This window comes from Vibrio sp. 10N.247.311.51 (assembly GCF_041467855.1).
Taxonomy (GTDB): Bacteria; Pseudomonadota; Gammaproteobacteria; order Enterobacterales; family Vibrionaceae; genus Vibrio; species Vibrio coralliirubri.
Genome location: NZ_JBFSVK010000002.1, coordinates 257,880 through 277,466 on the forward strand (window position 1 = coordinate 257,880; position 19,587 = coordinate 277,466).

The following is a 19,587-nucleotide window of genomic DNA, read 5'->3' on the forward strand; positions in this document are numbered from 1 at the left end:
TAAAACACAGATCACACTCCACCTTACGGAACAGACATCTATTAAATGTTACTTACAAAAATCTGACATAGATCTCACCAAGTCAAAAAATAGAGTATAAACACTAAAAAACCACTCATACCCATTAATTATCAATAAGTTAATTCCATTAAAAATACAAAAAACAAAAGTTCAATGAAATCATCTGGTCTGAACAGATCATAGTGGCCTCTGGGAGCATTGTATCGACCACTCACCTCGGGTAGCCTGCTCAACCATTAAACAAATTCACACGTTTTTATTGCGGATACCTGCTTTGCATAAAGCAGTACTTTGGACAGGATTTAAATGGACATTAACCTCACATTCGAATGCCCTCTTCTCGCATGAAAAACGTAATCAACCCCTGCAAGTCACTGTACTTCGCACTCCCTATTTCAGTCAGGTGGCCGACTTTCGGTAGCCTTACTCTTCAGCTGCGTTTGCCCAAATCTGTCTCAGATTTATTTTCGATTTATTTAAAAGCGCAGCCTCAAAACACGACATCGCCCTCAGTGATTTCAAGTGGAGACTCATAATGAGCCAACCCGAAAAAAATACACCGGAATCAGTCGACGACACTCGACTTAATAAACGCCTTAAAGACATGCCAATTGCTATCGTTGGTATGGCAAGCATGTTTGCGAACTCTCGCTACCTAAACAAGTTCTGGGATTTGATCAGCGAAAAGATCGATGCAATTACCGAAGTGCCTGATACGCACTGGCGCCCAGAAGATTACTACGATTCAGATCGTACTACGCCAGACAAGTCTTACTGTAAGCGCGGCGGTTTCATCCCAGAAGTTGACTTCAACCCAATGGAATTCGGTCTTCCGCCAAATATCCTAGAACTGACTGATACGTCACAGCTGCTTTCTCTGATCGTGGCAAAAGAAGTACTTGAAGATGCGAAGCTTCCTGAAGGTTACGATCGCGATAAGATCGGTATCACGCTCGGTGTAGGCGGTGGTCAGAAGATCGCTCAAAGCTTGAATGCTCGTCTCCAATACCCTGTTTTGAAAAAAGTCTTCAAGAGCAGTGGCATCAACGATGAAGACAGCGAAATGCTGATCAAAAAATTCCAAGACCAATACATCCACTGGGAAGAGAACTCATTCCCTGGTTCATTGGGTAACGTAATTTCAGGTCGTATCGCTAACCGCTTTGACCTTGGTGGCATCAACTGTGTGGTAGACGCTGCGTGTGCTGGTTCTCTAGCCGCAATGCGCATGGCACTGAGCGAGCTGGTTGAAGGCCGCAGTGAAATGATGATTACAGGTGGTGTGTGTACTGATAACTCACCAACCATGTACATGAGCTTCTCTAAAACCCCAGCATTCACTACAAACGAAACCATTCAACCTTTCGACATCGATTCAAAAGGCATGATGATTGGTGAAGGCATCGGCATGGTTGCTCTTAAGCGTCTTGAAGATGCAGAGCGCGATGGCGACAGAATCTATTCAGTGATTAAAGGGGTCGGTTCTTCTTCGGATGGTAAGTTCAAGAGTATTTACGCACCTCGCCCTGAAGGACAAGCAAAAGCACTCAAACGTGCTTACGATGATGCTGGTTTCGCACCGCACACGCTTGGCCTTTTAGAAGCGCACGGCACAGGTACAGCGGCAGGAGATGTTGCTGAATTTGGTGGCTTAAACTCGGTATTCAGTGAAAACAATGAAGAGAAGCAACACATTGCGTTAGGCTCTGTGAAATCTCAAATTGGTCACACCAAATCAACTGCGGGTACTGCAGGTTTAATCAAAGCTGCATTAGCACTGCACCACAAAGTACTGCCGCCAACGATCAACGTATCGGCTCCGAATCCTAAGCTGGATATCGAGAACTCACCGTTCTACCTAAACACACAAACGCGTCCTTGGATGAAACGTGTCGACGGCACCCCACGCCGTGCAGGTATCAGCTCATTCGGTTTTGGTGGCACTAACTTCCACGTTGTATTGGAAGAGTACACACCAGAGCACGCTCGCGGTGACAAATACCGTCAACGCCAAGTGCCGCAAACTCTGTTATTCAGCGCGGAATCTCGTCAAGCACTGATCAATGAGCTCAAGCAGGTTTCAACTCAAGCTGCAGACGCTGCGTTCAAACTAGAAGCGCTTGCTGATCAACACGCTCTGCGTGAAGTTAACGCGAAACATGCTCGCCTTGGTTTAGTTGTCACTGACCAAGCAGACCTTCAAGCGCAACTGACTCAAGCAGTTTCTATGCTTGAGAGCCAAACAAAAACACATTGGCAGATGCCAAACGGTACTAGCTACCGTGAGTCGGCACTGATTGCAGAAAATGGTGCGGGTAAAGTAGCAGCTCTGTTTGCAGGTCAAGGTTCGCAATACCTAAACATGGGTCGCGAGCTTGCATGTCACTACCCTGAGATGCGTCAACAGCTTGCTCAAGCGGATCAAGTATTTGGTCAGCACAAGAAAACGGCTCTGTCGCAAATTCTGTTCCCAATTCCAACTTTCACACCAGAAGCAACCAAAGCTCAAGAAGCGGTGTTAACCAACACCGCCAATGCTCAAAGTGCGATTGGTACTGTGTCTATGGGTCAGTTCGACATCATGACTCAAGCTGGCTTCAAAGCTGACATGGTCGCAGGCCACAGCTTTGGTGAGCTAAGCGCACTATGTGCATCGGGTGTTATCTCGCAAGACGATTACTACCAGCTAGCTTTCGCTCGTGGCAATGCGATGGCTGCAACACCAGAACAAGGTGACAGCGGTACGATGTTTGCGGTCATCCTAGACGCAGACAAACTTCCAACCGTTGAAAGCTGCATCAGCCAATTCGAAGGCGTGAGCATTGCCAACTACAACGCTCCGACTCAACTGGTTATTGCAGGTCCAACTGCGACGGTTCAACAAGCAGCACAAGCGCTCACTGAACAAGGCTTCAAAGCAATTGCTCTTCCAGTATCTGGTGCTTTCCACACACCGCTTGTTGCTCACGCTCAAAAACCATTTGCTGCTGCAATTGATAAAGCTTCATTCAGCGCTCCAACGCTGCCGCTTTACTCAAACGCAACGGGTAAGTTGCACAGCAAAGACTCTAAAGCGATCAAGAAAGCGTTCAAGCAACATATGCTGCAATCGGTTCGTTTCAGTGAGCAAATTGAAGCGATGTATGAAGCAGGCGCGCGCGTATTCGTTGAGTTCGGTCCGAAAAACATTCTTCAAAAGCTGGTTGAAAAAACATTGGCTGATAAGAACGAAGAGCTTTACGCAATCAGCATCAACCCAAGCCCTAAAGGTGACAGTGACCAACAGCTTCGTTTAGCTGCGGTTCAACTGTGTGTGGCAGGTGTTTCATTAGACAACATTGACCCTTACCAAGCTGACATTGCTGTACCTGCAAAGGCATCACCAATGAACATCAAGCTGAATGCAACCAACTACATCAGCCCTGCTACTCGTAAGAAAATGGATCAATCATTGGCTTCGGGCAACGTCACCGAAAAGACTGAGATTGTTGAAGTGAAAGTTGAAGTCGAGAAAATCGTGGAAAAAGAAGTGATTAAAACAGAAATCGTTGAAGTACCTGTGGCTGCTCCTCAAGCTTCAAATGTACAACAGTCAGCTGCTCCAGCACCAAGAGCACAAGTAGCAACAACAACTCAGCAGCCTCAAGTAGCACAACCTGCACCAGCGACTATTCAGCCAGCAGCTTCAGTAACGGTTGATGAATCTTCACTGCAATCGTTCTTCAATGCTCAACAACAAGCAGCAGAAGTACATCAGCAATTCTTAGCGATTCCTCAGCAATACGGTGACACATTCAATACCCTAATGTCTGAGCAAGCGAAAATGGCAACAGCAGGCGTAGCAATTCCTGAGAACCTACAGCGTTCTATGGAGATGTTCCACCAACACCAAGCTGAAACGCTAAAAGCGCACGCTCATTACCTAGAAATGCAAGCGCACAGCAACAACTCAGCACTTAATATGCTGACGCAAGGTTCAGTACAAACGGCACAACCCACCTTCGTTGCGCCAGCAAATGCTCAACCAGCGATTCAAGCTCCAGCTGCTCCAACAGCTATCGTTCAACAGCCTGTAGCTCAAGTACAAACTGCTCCTGTACAAGCGGCGCCAGCTCCAACAGTAGTAGCTCAACCTGTGCCAGTTAAAGCGCAACCGGCTCCTGTGGCTGCACCAGTAGCAGTACAATCAGCCGATGCTGAAAAAGTGATGCTTGAAGTAGTTGCCGAGAAAACGGGTTACCCAACGGAAATGCTTGATCTAGAAATGGACATGGAAGCAGACCTTGGTATCGACTCAATCAAGCGCGTAGAGATCCTTGGTACCGTTCAAGACGAAATGCCAAACCTACCTGAGCTGAACCCTGAAGATTTAGCTGAGTGTCGTACGCTTGGTGAAATCGTTACCTACATGAACAGCAAGATGCCAGCATCAGTGCCTGTTGCCGCACAGCCAAGCGCAACCGCTCCTGTTCAAACATCTAATGGTCTTGACGCAAAAGTCGTTCAACAAACCATGCTAGAAGTGGTTGCTGAGAAGACAGGTTACCCAACGGAAATGCTTGATCTAGAAATGGATATGGAAGCAGACCTTGGTATCGACTCAATTAAGCGTGTTGAGATTCTTGGTACGGTTCAAGATGAACTGCCGACTCTTCCAGAGCTAAACCCTGAAGATTTAGCTGAGTGTCGCACTCTTGGCGAAATCGTTGACTACATGAACAGCAAGCTTCCAGCTTCTGCTCCCGTGTCTTCACAAGCACCAGTAGTTGCCCCGGCAACATCTAACAATGGTCTAGATGCCGCTGTCGTTCAGAAAACCATGCTAGAAGTAGTCGCAGAGAAGACGGGCTATCCGACTGAAATGCTAGACCTAGCAATGGACATGGAAGCGGACCTTGGTATCGACTCAATCAAGCGTGTTGAAATCCTAGGCACGGTTCAAGACGAGCTACCGACTCTTCCAGAACTGAACCCTGAAGACCTCGCTGAGTGTCGTACTCTAGGCGAGATAGTCGACTACATGAACAGCAAGCTTCCAGCTTCTGCTCCAGTAGCGGCTCAAGCATCTGCACCAGTACAAGTAGTATCAAACGGTTTAAACGCAGAACAAGTTCAAAGCACAATGCTGAGCGTAGTGGCTGATAAAACAGGCTACCCAACAGAAATGCTCGACCTAGCAATGGACATGGAAGCAGACCTTGGCATCGACTCCATCAAACGTGTTGAAATTCTTGGTACAGTTCAAGACCAGCTACCAACGCTGCCAGAGCTAAACCCTGAAGATTTGGCTGAGTGTCGTACTCTGGGTGAAATCGTTGCTTACATGAACAGCAAGCTAGGCGCTAATGAAGCTCCTAACGCAGCACCTGTTTCAGATTCAGTTGTAGAAAGCACGAGCAACGACCTAAACCCTGCTCATGTTCAATCAACCATGATGGAAGTAGTTGCCGACAAAACAGGTTACCCAGCAGAAATGCTCGACCTAGCGATGGACATGGAAGCAGACCTTGGTATCGACTCTATCAAACGCGTTGAAATTCTAGGTACAGTTCAAGACCAACTACCAACGCTGCCAGAGCTAAACCCTGAAGACCTAGCTGAGTGTCGTACGCTTGGTGAAATCGTTACCTACATGCAAAGCAAGCTATCCGCTGCTGCACCCGTAGCGACTCCAAAAGTTGAATCAGTAACGCCTATCGCAGAAACAGCGACAGCGGAACTTCCTCCACACAATGAGGTAGCGCTAAAAAAGCTACCAGCGGCAGATAAACTCGTCGATTGTTTCTCAAAAGACGCTTGTGTCGTGATCACAGATGATGGTCACAACGCCGGTGTTCTAGCAGAGAAGTTGACCGCTAACGGCATTCAAGTTGCTGTAGTGCGTAGTGCTCTTTCTGCCGCGTCACCTTTAAACAGTGAAATCGCAAGCTACACACTTAACAGTATCGATGATGCGGGTGTGACAGCTGTGATTAACGACATCGAAGCAGAGCTTAAAATGTCGAACAAAGTGATTGCTGGCTTCATTCATTTACAAGCTATCGTTGATACGAAACAAAGCAACGAGCAAGCGGTTAACTTGAATGCAGACTCAAGAGCTTCACTGACAACAGCGTTCTTATTCGCCAAGCACCTAAATGGTCAGCTGAATACCGTTTCTGGTCGCAGCGTGTTCTTCACACTAAGCCGTATCGATGGTGGCTTTGGTTACCTAGATACTAAGCAATTGATGAATGCGGAACTTAACCAAGCCGCGCTGTCTGGTCTAACTAAGACACTAAGCCATGAATGGTCAAACGTGTTCTGCCGCGCATTGGATGCTGACGCTTCTATTGATGCACGTCACCTAGCTGAAGCTATCACAGGCGAACTGTTCGATATCGATACCAACACGGTTGAAATCGGCCTTAGCCATGCAGAAAACGGTGAATCTGGTCGTGCAACATTGATTGCTGCAACACCAGGTGCTGCACAAACCAAAAACACAGGCGCTCAACTCACCAAAAGCGACAAAGTTCTCGTGACGGGTGGCGCTAAAGGCGTGACGTTTGAATGTGCACTGACGCTTGCTAAGCAATGTAAGTCTCACTTCATTCTTGCAGGTCGTAGTAAGCATATTACTTCAGCTGAGCTGCCTCAGTGGGCTCAAGGCAAGCAAGAGAAAGAGCTAAAACCAGCGGCTATCGCTCACCTACAAGCAACAGGTGACAAACCAACGCCGAAGAAAGTTGATGCTTTGCTAAAACCTGTATTGAGCAGCCTTGAAATCAACGCAGCACTTGCCGCTTTCAACGAGATTGGCGCGAGCGCTGAATACCTAAGTCTAGATGTGTCGAGCCATGAGTCAGTAGCGAAAACGCTGGCGAATTTCGAAGGCATCACAGGTCTTATCCACGGTGCAGGCGTACTGGCTGACAAGCACATTCAAGATAAAACACTTGATGAACTGAACATGGTTTACGGCACGAAAGTTGGCGGACTAGAAGCAGTTCTTAGTGGCCTTGATAGCAGTAAGTTAAAACTGATTGCGATGTTCTCTTCGGCGGCGGGTTTCTACGGTAACACAGGCCAAAGTGACTACTCGATGTCTAACGAGATCCTAAACAAAGCAGCTCTGCAGCTGTCTGCTCGTAACCCTCAAGCGAAAGTGATGAGCTTCAACTGGGGACCGTGGGACGGTGGCATGGTAAACGCAGCACTGAAACGTATGTTTACAGAGCGCGGTGTGTACGTAATTCCTCTTCAGGCGGGTGCAGAGCTATTTAGTTCTCAACTACTGAACGAAACTGGCATTCAACTGCTGGTTGGCACGAGCATGCAAGGTTCTGACAACAAGGAAGCTGCTGTAAAAAAGCTTAATGCGGAGTCTGTGCATCTTGCAGAGAGTCCGCTGAATACAAGCATTACTGTGACACGTCATCTTGATCCGAAGGCATTGCCTTTCATTCATGATCACTGCATTGCCGGTAACCCAGTGTTACCGACAGTGTGTGCCATCCAATGGATGCGTGAAGTGGCAGAGCAACTGTTAGGGGTAAACGTTAGCGTTCACAACTACAAACTGCTTAAGGGTGTGATTTTTGATACTGATGAAGTGCAAGAGCTAAAACTGGTTCTTTCTTCTGATGCTAAATCAAAAGAGCAGCTAAAAGCAGTGATCAGTTGCCAAGGGCGACCACAGTATCAAGCTCAGTTGCAAGTTGCCTCTGTGCAAGTATCTGAAGATGTTCAACAAGCGTCAGAAAAGCGCTTTGAAGCCAACACTTCTACACCTGTAACAACGGCACAAGCTCTATACAGTGACGGCACTCTGTTTCACGGACCAAGACTGCAAGGTATCACCTCAGTCGAACGCTTTGACGACTTAGGCTTATTGGCTCAATGCCAGTTACCTCAGATTGAAAACAGCGACTGCGGATCATTTATTCCTAAGCAAGGTTTTGGCGATAGCCAGCCATTTGCTGAAGATTATCTGTTGCAAGCCATGTTGGTATGGGCTCGATTGAAATACGGCGCGGCAAGCCTACCGTCTGCAATCGGTGAGTTTATTTGTTACGCACCGATGCACAATGGCGACCAAGGTTGGCTAGAGCTGAGCGTGATAAAAAGCACGGCTCGTTCGCTGCAAGCTGATATCTCGCTTTACCACCAAGATGGTCGTTTAAGCGCAGTAATGAAAGGTGCCAAAGTCACCATCAGCAAGAGCTTAAACGACGCATTTTTGCCGAAGTCTAGCTCAGCAGTATCTAAGAAAGAGGCGACTAAGAACGCAGAAAAGGAGCAATTGTCATAGTGACTGTTCCTACTAATAAAGCGATGCCATTGCGCATCGCTCTTTTAGCTCAGCCAGCAAACGCAGCTGAGCTTTCTGCCGACTTATTATCTTCATTCCCTGAATTGGTTTCTGTTGTGGTTGATGGCAATTTTAATCAAGCACTTACTCAAGCAATTGAGGCAGTCCATCAAGGTAGTGCTGTTAAGCTCTGTTTGGATAATCACTCTCCATCATTGGTGATGTTGAGTGCGCTGAATGCTGCTCAGAATAAAATTCACCCACACGCGAATTTGGCGAGCTTTGTAGATACAGCTACCGGAAATAGCATTCAGCTAGCTCTGGATATTGCACGCCGCCCCGCTGCAGATTTAAGCCATCAACAGCAATACTCAACCCTATCTGCTTCGCAGCAGTTTAATGAGTTATTGAATATGATTGAGGCGATATCGAGCCGTTCATTGCCGAGCTATTCATTACCGAGCCATTATTGGTTCACTGAGCCGAACAAAGCACGTGTTGCTGCGTTAACTTTCAGTGACGATAGCCAAAAAGCCACCAGCCTGATATTGACTCAAGCGACCGGTTTGCAAGAACCAAAGCCACTGCTATCGAGCGAGCGTTTGATGTTTGTGGTTTCTGGCTACGACCAAGCCGAATTGGTTTCTCAGTTAACCTCGTTAAGAGTGGAGCTTCAATGCGTTAACGAAGCGGCAGACAGCGAACTTGCTATCGCCACCCTGATGCATTCAAACCTAAGTCACTTCCAAAGCATTCAACACAACGCTGGCCTTAGCGCGAACATAGTGATTCAAGCGGCTTCAATTGATGCTGCATTGCAAGAAATCACAGCGCTAGAAAATGCGCTGCCAAAAGTAATGGCTGACAATAGCCAATACAAAACTCCGGCAGGCAGTTGTTTCTCTCCCAAGCCTCAAAGCAAAGGTGGCGTTGCATTTGTTTACCCTGGTGTTGGCACGGTTTATCCCGGCATGTTGCGCGAGTTTCACCACCATTTCCCACAGTTATTTGCTCGCTTAGAACGTGAAGGTAACTTGAAAGAGATGCTGCAGGCTGAAAAAACCTATGCTGAAGACGCGCAAGAAATGTCGCTCAGTGAGCTGGCAATTGCAGGTGTGGGCAGTAGTTATCTGTTAACACAACTGCTGTGTGAAGAATTCAAAGTGCAGCCCGATTTCGCCTTGGGTTACTCCAAGGGTGAAGCTTCCATGTGGGCTAGCTTGAATGTTTGGAAAAACCCACATGCGCTGATTGAGATGACTCAAACTAGCCCTATTTTCACCACGGCTATTTCTGGCGAACTCACCGCAGTACGTCAAGATTGGCAGCTAAACAGCGACGAAAGCATCCAATGGAATAGCTTTGTGGTTCGCAGTGATGCGCAAGCGATTGAGGCTCTGTTACCAGAATTCCCACGCGCTTACCTTGCCATTATCCAAGGTGACACCTGCGTACTAGCCGGTTGTGAAAGCACATGTCGTGCATTGCTCAAAAAACTGGGTAAACGTGGCATTGCCGCGAATCGTGTTACTGCAATGCACACTACACCAGCATTAAGCCAACATAGCCAAGTGCGAGAGTTTTACACGCAACCACTGTTTGACGAGTTGCCAAAGCATATCCGCTTTATCAGCGCAGCAGGTCTACCGACTGGCGCACCAATCAATATCGACAGCGACAGCATCGCCCTTTCGATTGCCGACACCTTCTGTTCAACGCTGGATTTCACCGCGTTGATCCAGAGTGCGCGTCAGCAAGGTGCTCGTCTGTTTGTCGAAGTAGGTGCCGATCGTCAAACCAGCACATTGATCGACAAGATCAATCGTAGCGACAACGAAGCCGACCAGTACTGCACAATCGCTTCCAATGCCAAGGGTGGTGACGATATTGTCACGCTCATCAAGTGCATTGGTCAGCTCATTACTCATCAAATTCCACTGTCTGTCGAGCCTCTTACCCAAGGGCTAGAACAACAGGTCACCGCCGCTAAGCAATTAAGTGGTGTGTCTCAAGGCAGCGCAGTGAATCATCAAGGAGAGCTAGTATGAGTTCTCAATCGAAACCATCTCAATATAAATATCAGGCTCAGAACAAACAGCAAGTGAAGTGCAATAAGATCGCGATTGTTGGTATTGCTAACCAATACCCAGAAGCGGATACGCCAAAAGACTTTTGGCAAAACTTGCTGAATAAAAAAGATTCTCGAACCACATTAAGCGCTGAAAAGTTAGGCGCTAAACCTGAAAGCTATCAGGGCGTGCAAGGTGAATCAGACCGCTTTTACTGTGATAAAGGCGGCTACATCGAAAACTTCAATTTCGACAGCAATGGCTACCGCTTAACCACGGAATCATTCAAAGGTATCGACCAGAGTTTCCTATGGGCTTTGGATACCAGTCGTAAGGCGTTAGTCGACGCAGGCATTGATCTTAATGCCAGTGTTTTAGAGCGCACTGGCGTGATCATGGGTGCCCTTTCGTTCCCAACCACACGTTCAAACGACCTGTTTCTGCCGATGTATCACTCGGTGGTCGAGAAAGCACTCAAACATAAATTGGCTAATGACCAATTTTCACTGCTGCCAACCAATGAAACCGCGCAAGACCTCAACCCGATCAACGGTGCGGCAGCACACAACGCCTCTAAGTTAGTCGCTGATGCATTGGGTCTTGGCAACGTGCAACTTAGCCTAGATGCGGCATGTGCAAGTTCAGTGTATTCATTGAAATTAGCGTGTGATTACCTGAACACAGGCAAAGCCGACATGATGTTGGCAGGCGCGGTATCCGGTGCTGACCCATTCTTTATCAACATGGGTTTTTCCATCTTCCACGCTTACCCTGACCACGGTGTGTCGGTTCCGTTTGATAGCAACAGTAAAGGTCTGTTTGCTGGCGAAGGTGCCGGTGTTTTAGTCCTAAAACGCTTAGCTGATGCAGAGCGTGATGGCGACAACATTTACGCAGTTGTCAGCGGTATTGGCTTGTCGAACGATGGCCGTGGCCAGTTCGTATTAAGCCCAAACAGCAAAGGACAAGTACAAGCCTTTGAACGCGCTTACGAAGCTTCAAACCTATCACCAGACAGCATTGAAGTGATTGAGTGTCACGCAACTGGCACACCATTAGGTGACAAGGTTGAGTTAACCTCAATGGAGCGTTTCTTTGCTGACAAATTGAATGGTTCTAACCCGCCATTGATTGGCTCTGCGAAGTCCAACCTCGGCCACTTACTGACTGCGGCGGGTATGCCGGGGATCATGAAGATGATCTTTGCGATGAAAGAAGGCGTGCTTCCTCCAAGTATTAATTTGGACAAGCCACTGTCTTCACCAGAAGGTTTATTTGGCTCACAGACGCTACCAACACAGGTTCAACCTTGGCCAAATAAAGCGGGCAACTCAGAACGCTGCGCGGGTGTTTCAGTATTTGGTTTCGGTGGTTGCAACGCTCACTTACTGCTTGAAGCGTATTCAGATACTAGTCATGTAAACCAGACTCAAGAGTCGGCTTCTCCAAGCCTACAGCCGTCTAATTTAAGCATTACTGGCCTCGCGTCTCACTTCGGTTCTCTGCAAAGCATCAATGCGCTAAGCACTGCGATTGAGACCAACAACGATGCTTTCATTGCCTTGCCTAAGAAGCGCTGGAAAGGTTTAGACCAACATCCAGAACTACTGAATCAGTTTGGTTTACACGGTATTCCAAACGGAGCCTACATCGATCAGTTCGATCTCGACTTCCTTCGCTTTAAAGTGCCGCCAAATGAAGATGACCGTTTGATCTCTCAGCAGTTGCTACTGATGAAAGTTGCAGACGAAGCCATCAAAGATGCCAAGCTTGTAGCAGGCCAAAAGGTTGCTGTACTGGTAGCGATGGAAACTGAGCTTGAGATGCACCAATTCCGTGGACGCGTAAACCTGCATAGCCAACTGGCTGACAGCTTTGCCAACATGGGTATTGAGCTAACACAAGATGAATACCAATCGCTAGAAACCATCGCGATGGACAGTGTGATGGACGCAGCCAAGCTGAACCAATACACCAGTTTCATCGGCAACATCATGGCTTCGCGTATCTCTTCATTATGGGACTTTAACGGCCCTGCCTTTACGATTTCAGCCGCTGAACAATCAGTTGCTCGTTGTATCGATGTCGCGCAAAACCTAATGTCGCAAGAATCCATGGACGCAGTCGTGATTGCAGCCGTTGACCTTAGTGGCAGTGCGGAACATGTGATTCTGAAGAACAGCATGAGCCCAGTGTCACTTGCTCCAAAATTCGGACAACCGCAAGACGGCAGTTGGAATGTGGGCGAAGGCGCAGGTGCGATTGTTCTTGTTGAAGAGAGTCGAGTAGCGAGCAACCAAGAGACAGCTTACGGCAGTATCAACGCCTTAGCCTTTGGTTCAAGCGAGCGTAACAGCGCCGTTACCGATGAATTACTGACTCAAGTCGGCATGAGCTCGAATGACGTTTCTCTGCTTGAGCTTAACCATGCTCCTGAGTTTTCATCACATGAATCTTTGCCTATCAGCCTAGGGACCACAAAGACGACTCAAGCGAGCCAACGTGTTGGTCACTGCTCGGCAGCTTCTGGCATGGCGAGCCTGCTACACGGTCTCCTTAACCTGAACCTTGCCCCTCTGAATCCAAGCATCAGTTCTAAGAACGCGATTGTTGCCAACATCAGCGAAGGACAATGCTCACAGCTACTACTAAGCCAATCGAGTGTTGAATCTCAATCACTTTCCGTTCGTTTAAGCAATGAACTGGCGAGCGATGCTAAACGTCAATTAGTGAAGCAAGTGACTCTTGGTGGTCGTGATATCTATCAACATATTGCCCAAACCCCAGTGACCAACTTGGCAACGATTCAACAGAAAGCTTCTGGTAAACAAGCAGTAAGAGTGGCGTCGATTCCAACGACAGCAAGCATTCAAGCAGCCCTTGTGCAAAAAGAGTTAGAGAAGAAAGCATTAGCGCAGAACGCGGTAGAGCCAGTCATCGAAACTCCTACATCAGTATCCCCTACTCTGGCGCCAACGCGCCACAGTCAGCTAACAGGTAACCACAGCAATATGACTCATGTCCTATCCGCTAAAAATGGCGTATCGAATATCGACGCTAATAAGGATGCAGCATTACAGCCGTCTGTAACACCACACAACCAAGCTTTTGCTCAAAATCAGCAAGCAGCTCAACAGGTACACAAAGCATTCCTGCACACTCGAGCCCAAGGCATGCAGATGGCTGATGCGCTATTGAAAGCACAGCTAAACGCAGTCACGTCTGGTTTAGATAGCAATGCCCTTATTCAACAAACGACAGGCCATCAAACGAATGGTCAACAAACACCAGCTCTGCCTGTTCAAGCTCAACCAGCTCAGGTTCAGTCAGCGCCAGTAAACGCACTTGCGACACCTGCACCAGTAAAACCTATCCGTAAGCCATGTATCTGGGATTACGATGATCTGGTTGAATACGCGGAAGGCGACATCGCCAATGTATTTGGCCCTGACTACGCGATCATCGATAGCTACTCGCGCCGCGTTCGCCTACCAACCACAGACTACCTATTGGTATCTCGTGTAACCAAGCTCAACGCGACCGTTAACGAATACAAGCCAAGCACCATGACCACCGAATACGACATCCCAGTTGATGCGCCGTATCTTGTCGATGGTCAGATCCCTTGGGCTGTTGCAGTTGAATCAGGTCAGTGCGACCTAATGCTAATCAGTTACTTAGGCATTGATTTTGAAAACAAAGGCGAACGTGTTTATCGCCTGCTTGATTGTACGCTGACCTTCCTTGGCGACTTGCCTCGTGGTGGCGATACGCTGCGTTACGACATCTCAATCAACAGCTTTGCTCGCAATGGCGACACGCTACTGTTCTTCTTCTCGTACGAATGTTTCGTTGGCGACAAGATGATCCTGAAAATGGATAACGGTTGTGCAGGCTTCTTCACTGACGAAGAGCTAGCAGACGGCAAAGGTGTGATTCACACTGAAGATGAAATCAAGGCTCGTAAGCTGGCAACTAAGCAACGCTTCGACCCAATATTGCACTGCCCTAAAACCCAGTTTAACCACCAAGAATTGCGTCATCTACTGACTGCCAACATTGCAGAATGTTTTGGTCCAACTCACCAATCCAATAGCCACCAGCCTTCTTTATGCTTCAGCTCAGAGAAGTTCATGATGATCGAAAAGGTCAGCCGTGTTGAACCGCAAGGCGGCACATGGGGACTTGGGCTGATTGAAGGTCACAAGCAGCTAGAACCTGAGCACTGGTACTTCCCTTGTCACTTCAAAGATGATTCAGTAATGGCTGGCTCTTTGATGGCAGAAGGTTGTGGTCAACTGCTTCAATTCTTCATGATGCACCTTGGCATGCATACGCTTGTTCAAAATGGTCGTTTCCAACCGCTTGAAAATGCGCCTCAACAAGTACGCTGTCGTGGTCAAGTTCTCCCACAATCGGCAGAGCTGACTTACCGCATGGAAGTGACCGAGATTGGTCTAAGCCCTCGCCCATACGCGAAAGCTAACATCGATATTTTACTGAACGGCAAAGTGATTGTTGATTTCCAAAACTTGGGTGTGATGATCAAAGAAGACGACGAATGTACTCGTTACCTACCTTCTTTAGAAACAGCTGTCGCGACTCCTGTTATCGAAAACTTGGGCCATACGCCAGCAGTGAACCAACAAGCTTCAGCAAATGCGCCACTTATGGCGCAAATTGAAGACCTAGAAACGGCGCCAAACAAAGGTGTCGTTCCTCTTCAACACGTTGAAGCTCCGGTGACTCCTGATTACCCAAATCGCACACCCGATACGGTTCCATTCACGCCTTATCACATGTTCGAATTCGCGACTGGCGATATCGAGAAATGTTTCGGTCCTGATTTCTCTATCTACCGTGGCATGATTCCACCACGTACTCCGTGTGGCGACCTACAGCTAACCACTCGTGTCGTTGAAATCGATGGTAAGCGTGGCGACTTCAAGAAGCCTTCATCGTGTATCGCTGAATACGAAGTGCCAGAAAATGCATGGTACTTTGATGAAAACAGCCACCACACCTTAATGCCTTACTCGGTGTTGATGGAGATTTCACTGCAGCCAAACGGCTTTATCTCTGGCTACATGGGCACAACACTGGGCTTCCCAGGTGAAGAACTGTTTTTCCGCAACCTAGATGGCAGCGGCAAAATGCTGCGTAACGTCGACTTGCGTGGCAAAACAATTACCAACGATTCTCGTCTGCTTTCAACAGTAATGATGGGCACCAACATCGTACAGAGCTTCAGCTTCGAACTGAGCACTGACGGCGTGCCTTTCTACCAAGGTACAGCGGTATTTGGTTACTTCAAGGGCGCAGCACTGAAAGATCAGCTTGGTTTGGACAACGGTAAAGTAACTCACCCTTGGCACGTTGATAACAACCGCACGCCGGATGTAAACATCAACCTACTAGACAAAACGACGCGTTACTTCAATGCACCCGTTTCAGCTACTGGTGAAGTGCAAGAGCATTACCAACTGGCTGGCGGTCGTTTGAACTTTATCGATACGGTGCAGATCACCAGCGATGGTGGTAAAGACGGTCTGGGTTACCTATACGCTGAGCGTACAATTGACCCAAGCGATTGGTTCTTCCAGTTCCACTTCCATCAAGATCCGGTAATGCCAGGCTCTCTAGGTGTCGAAGCGATCATCGAGCTAATGCAAACCTACGCGCTAAACAAAGATCTCGGCGCTGGCTTCCGCAATCCGAAGTTTGGTCAAATCCAATCTGAAGTGAAATGGAAATACCGTGGTCAGATTAACCCTCTGAACAAACAGATGTCTCTGGATGTACATATCACTGCGATTAAAGACGAAAACGGTAAACGTATCATCGTTGGCGACGCAAACCTGAGCAAAGATGGTCTGCGTATTTACGAACTGAAAGACATCGCAATTTGTATCGAAGAAGCCCCTGCGAACGATAAAGCATAAGCCGCTATTAGTGACAGAGACAGAGAACTAGGAAAGAATTTAGTATGACAACTCAAACTACAATCAATAACGAAAAGCTATCTCCGTGGCCTTGGCAGATCGAAGAGAGCACAACTCGCTTTGATAACGCAGCAATGTCGACAATATTGAAAGACTTAAGCCTTGCTTGTTACGTCGTGAACCACCCAGAAAAAGGGTTAGGTGTTAGCCAACAAGCGGAAATTACATCGGGCGACTCAGCAAGTTCAGCGAACAACCAACCTGTTAGCGCCTTTGCTCCAGCTCTTGGTACACAAAGCCTAGGCGACGAAGATTTTCGTCGCTGCCACGGCGTGAAATACGCTTACTACGCGGGCGCAATGGCAAACGGTATTTCATCTGAAGAGTTGGTGATTGCGCTTGGTCAGGCTGGCATTCTTTGTTCATTTGGCGCGGCGGGCTTAATCCCATCTCGCGTTGAGCAAGCGATCAACCGTATCCAAGCAGCACTGCCAAACGGCCCTTACGCGTTTAACCTGATTCACAGCCCAAGCGAACCCGCTCTAGAGCGTGGCAGTGTAGAGCTGTTTTTGAAGCACAAAGTGAAAACGGTTGAGGCTTCTGCCTTCTTAGGTTTAACACCGCAAATCGTTCACTACCGTGCCGCGGGCCTTAGCCGTGATGCACAAGGTGAGATTCAGATCGGCAACAAAGTTATTGCTAAAGTAAGCCGTACTGAAGTCGCGAGTAAGTTCATGCAACCAGCTCCAGCTAAAATGCTGCAAGCTCTAGTTGATGAAGGTCGAATCACAGCAGAACAGATGGAACTGGCACAGCTAGTTCCTATGGCTGATGACATTACCGCAGAAGCCGATTCTGGTGGTCACACCGACAACCGTCCGCTAGTAACACTGCTACCAACGATTCTAGCGCTGAAAGAGCAAATCCAAGCTCAGTACCAATTCAAAACTCCGCTACGTGTCGGTTGTGGTGGTGGCGTAGGTACGCCTGACGCTGCTCTAGCGACGTTTAACATGGGCGCAGCTTACATTGTTACCGGTTCAATCAACCAAGCATGTGTCGAGGCTGGCGCGAGCGAACACACACGTAAGCTACTTTCGACAACCGAAATGGCTGACGTAACGATGGCTCCAGCGGCAGACATGTTCGAAATGGGCGTGAAACTGCAAGTAGTTAAGCGTGGTACCTTGTTCCCAATGCGTGCCAACAAACTGTACGAACTTTACACTCGCTACGATTCAATTGAAGCGATTCCAGTAGAAGAGCGTCTGAAACTTGAGAAGCAAGTATTCCGTTCAACACTGGATGACATTTGGGCAGGGACTGTGGCGCACTTTAACGAGCGCGATCCTAAACAGATCGAACGTGCTGAAGGCAATCCTAAACGTAAAATGGCTTTGATTTTCCGTTGGTACTTAGGGCTTTCTAGCCGCTGGTCAAACACAGGTGAACAAGGTCGTGAAATGGATTACCAAGTATGGGCTGGCCCTGCACTTGGCGCATTCAACGCATGGGCAAAAGACAGCTACCTAGATGATTACCAACAACGTAATGCGGTCGACCTTGCTAAACATTTGATGCACGGTGCGGCGTACTTGGCTCGTGTTAACTTGCTGACCTCACAAGGTATCAAGCTTGATCCAGAGCTAGCACGTTGGAAGCCGACGCAAAGAATGGCGTAGGCATTTCAATACGGAGTTAATTAAGCTCAACGAATAAAAAAAGCGACCTTATCAGGTCGCTTTTCTTTTGGTCATTCTTCTTAAGCTAGCTAAAAGATTAAGACTTCTGCATACGCTTTTTCAGTCGAGCTAAGTCAATTTCACTAGAGCGAACGGTCAACTTAATACACTCGTAATCGTATTCTTCTTTAACCACACTCATGTTTGAGCGAATCTCACCGATGATGCCTTGTCCAGAATAAGGAATCGTGATCTCTTCTTCGATCATGCCTTCTTCAGCAACACTAACGATGTACTTGTGCAGTTTCGTGATATCCAGAGGATCTCGAGTCGACGTTAGCATCGCATCTGGGAATTCTTCGATCAGCTCTAATTGCTGTTCTTCCGTCAATCTATCGCACTTATTCAGCACTAATAGTTTTTCGCTGCCTTCAACACCCACCTGTGCCAATACGTCGTGTACCACATCAAGTTGGGCGCGGAATGAAACGTCAGAAGCATCAACGACATAAAGCAGCAATGAAGCATCATGCGCTTCTGCTAGTGTTGAGTGGAACGAAGCAACCAGATCGTGTGGTAATTTCTTAATGAAACCCACTGTATCAGAAACCAGAATACGTGGTTGAGTAATTGGTTGAAGCGCACGAACCGTGGTGTCTAACGTTGCGAACAGTTTATCTTCACCCACCACTTCGGTTGCGGTCATTGCACGCATCATCGAAGATTTACCGGCATTGGTGTAGCCAACTAAAGCAACAGTGAAAAGCTCCGCGCGCCTTGTGCGTCGGGTCTTCATTTCATCTTGTACGCTTACTAGCTCACGCTTAAGCGCAGCAATTTGGTCACGTACGTTACGACGGTCTAGCTCTAGTGAAGTTTCACCGGCGCCCTGACCCATTTGACGCTCTTTATCACCCTCAGCCGTTTCACGAAGTCGTGGCACTAAGTAGTTTAGACGAGCGATATCAACTTGCAGACGAGCAGTACGAGTACGAGCGTGGCGGCTGAAGATTTCGATGATGATGCCAGTACGGTCAAATACTTCCACACCCAAACTCGCCTCAACAGTGCGCAGTTGAGATGGGCTTAAATCACAGTCAAAGACCACAACATCAGCGGCGCCGTATTGGAAATTGCCCGTTGGAAGATCATCAAAATCTAGCTCGTCGATTTCTGAATCAAATAGACCTGATTCATCAAGGAAGTCTTCATCTTCTGCTTCTTCAATCGAACCTTGGTAACCGGTTAGGTGAGCAATTTCCGCAAGCTTACCAGCACCCAACACGTTTTGTCGTTGAGCTGAACTGTGGTGCTGCGATTGAGTACCAACCACTTTAAACCCTAGGGTTGTTACTAAGCGAGCAAGTTCGGCAAGAGACTCTTTTGCTTCGTCACCTTTGAAGTCCGGTGTCGTAATAGAAATAAGTAAAGCGTTACTAGCTGAGGGTTTTGCTGTTAGTTTCATGTATTCTTCTGTTTATGCACCAAAGTGCAACCTAGTATTTGGTCTAAAGTTGACTCGATCCTACGCGTTTCTACGTCAGCTTTATATAGCCACATCACACTAAATATCAGCTTTG

Annotated in this window: 5 protein-coding genes; 4 read left to right on the top strand and 1 reads right to left on the bottom strand. The window is 47.7% G+C overall.

Annotated features, from left to right (window positions below):
- The first annotated feature begins 556 nt into the window (after nt 1-556).
- From AB6E85_RS03345 to pfaD, 4 genes are read left to right on the top strand one after another with little or no spacing between them, the layout of a single operon-like run.
- Nucleotides 557-8,314 (top strand): phosphopantetheine-binding protein, encoded by a 7,758-nt coding sequence (locus tag AB6E85_RS03345; protein ID WP_372141439.1) that lies wholly within the window; start codon nt 557-559, stop codon nt 8,312-8,314.
- Nucleotides 8,314-10,362, top strand: coding sequence for a PfaB family protein (locus AB6E85_RS03350; RefSeq protein ID WP_372141441.1), 2,049 nt, complete (start codon nt 8,314-8,316; stop codon nt 10,360-10,362). The genes AB6E85_RS03345 and AB6E85_RS03350 overlap by 1 nt, the downstream gene beginning before the upstream one ends.
- The gene (locus AB6E85_RS03355) at nt 10,359-16,325 is read left to right on the top strand and encodes a beta-ketoacyl synthase N-terminal-like domain-containing protein (protein ID WP_372141444.1); all 5,967 of its coding nucleotides are present in this window, start codon (nt 10,359-10,361) and stop codon (nt 16,323-16,325) included. The genes AB6E85_RS03350 and AB6E85_RS03355 overlap by 4 nt, the downstream gene beginning before the upstream one ends.
- Before the next feature lie 44 nt (nt 16,326-16,369).
- Nucleotides 16,370-18,007 carry an eicosapentaenoate synthase subunit PfaD gene (gene pfaD, locus AB6E85_RS03360; RefSeq protein ID WP_372141445.1) on the top strand — a complete coding sequence of 546 codons (1,638 nt, stop codon included), beginning with the start codon at nt 16,370-16,372 and terminating at the stop codon, nt 18,005-18,007.
- Nucleotides 18,008-18,104: 97 nt separating this feature from the next.
- On the opposite strand, the gene hflX is transcribed toward pfaD, so the two are convergent.
- A complete protein-coding gene (gene hflX, locus AB6E85_RS03365; RefSeq protein ID WP_059021166.1) occupies nt 18,105-19,472 on the bottom strand; it encodes a GTPase HflX in 1,368 nt (455 codons plus the stop codon).
- Between the last annotated feature and the right edge of the window lie 115 nt (nt 19,473-19,587).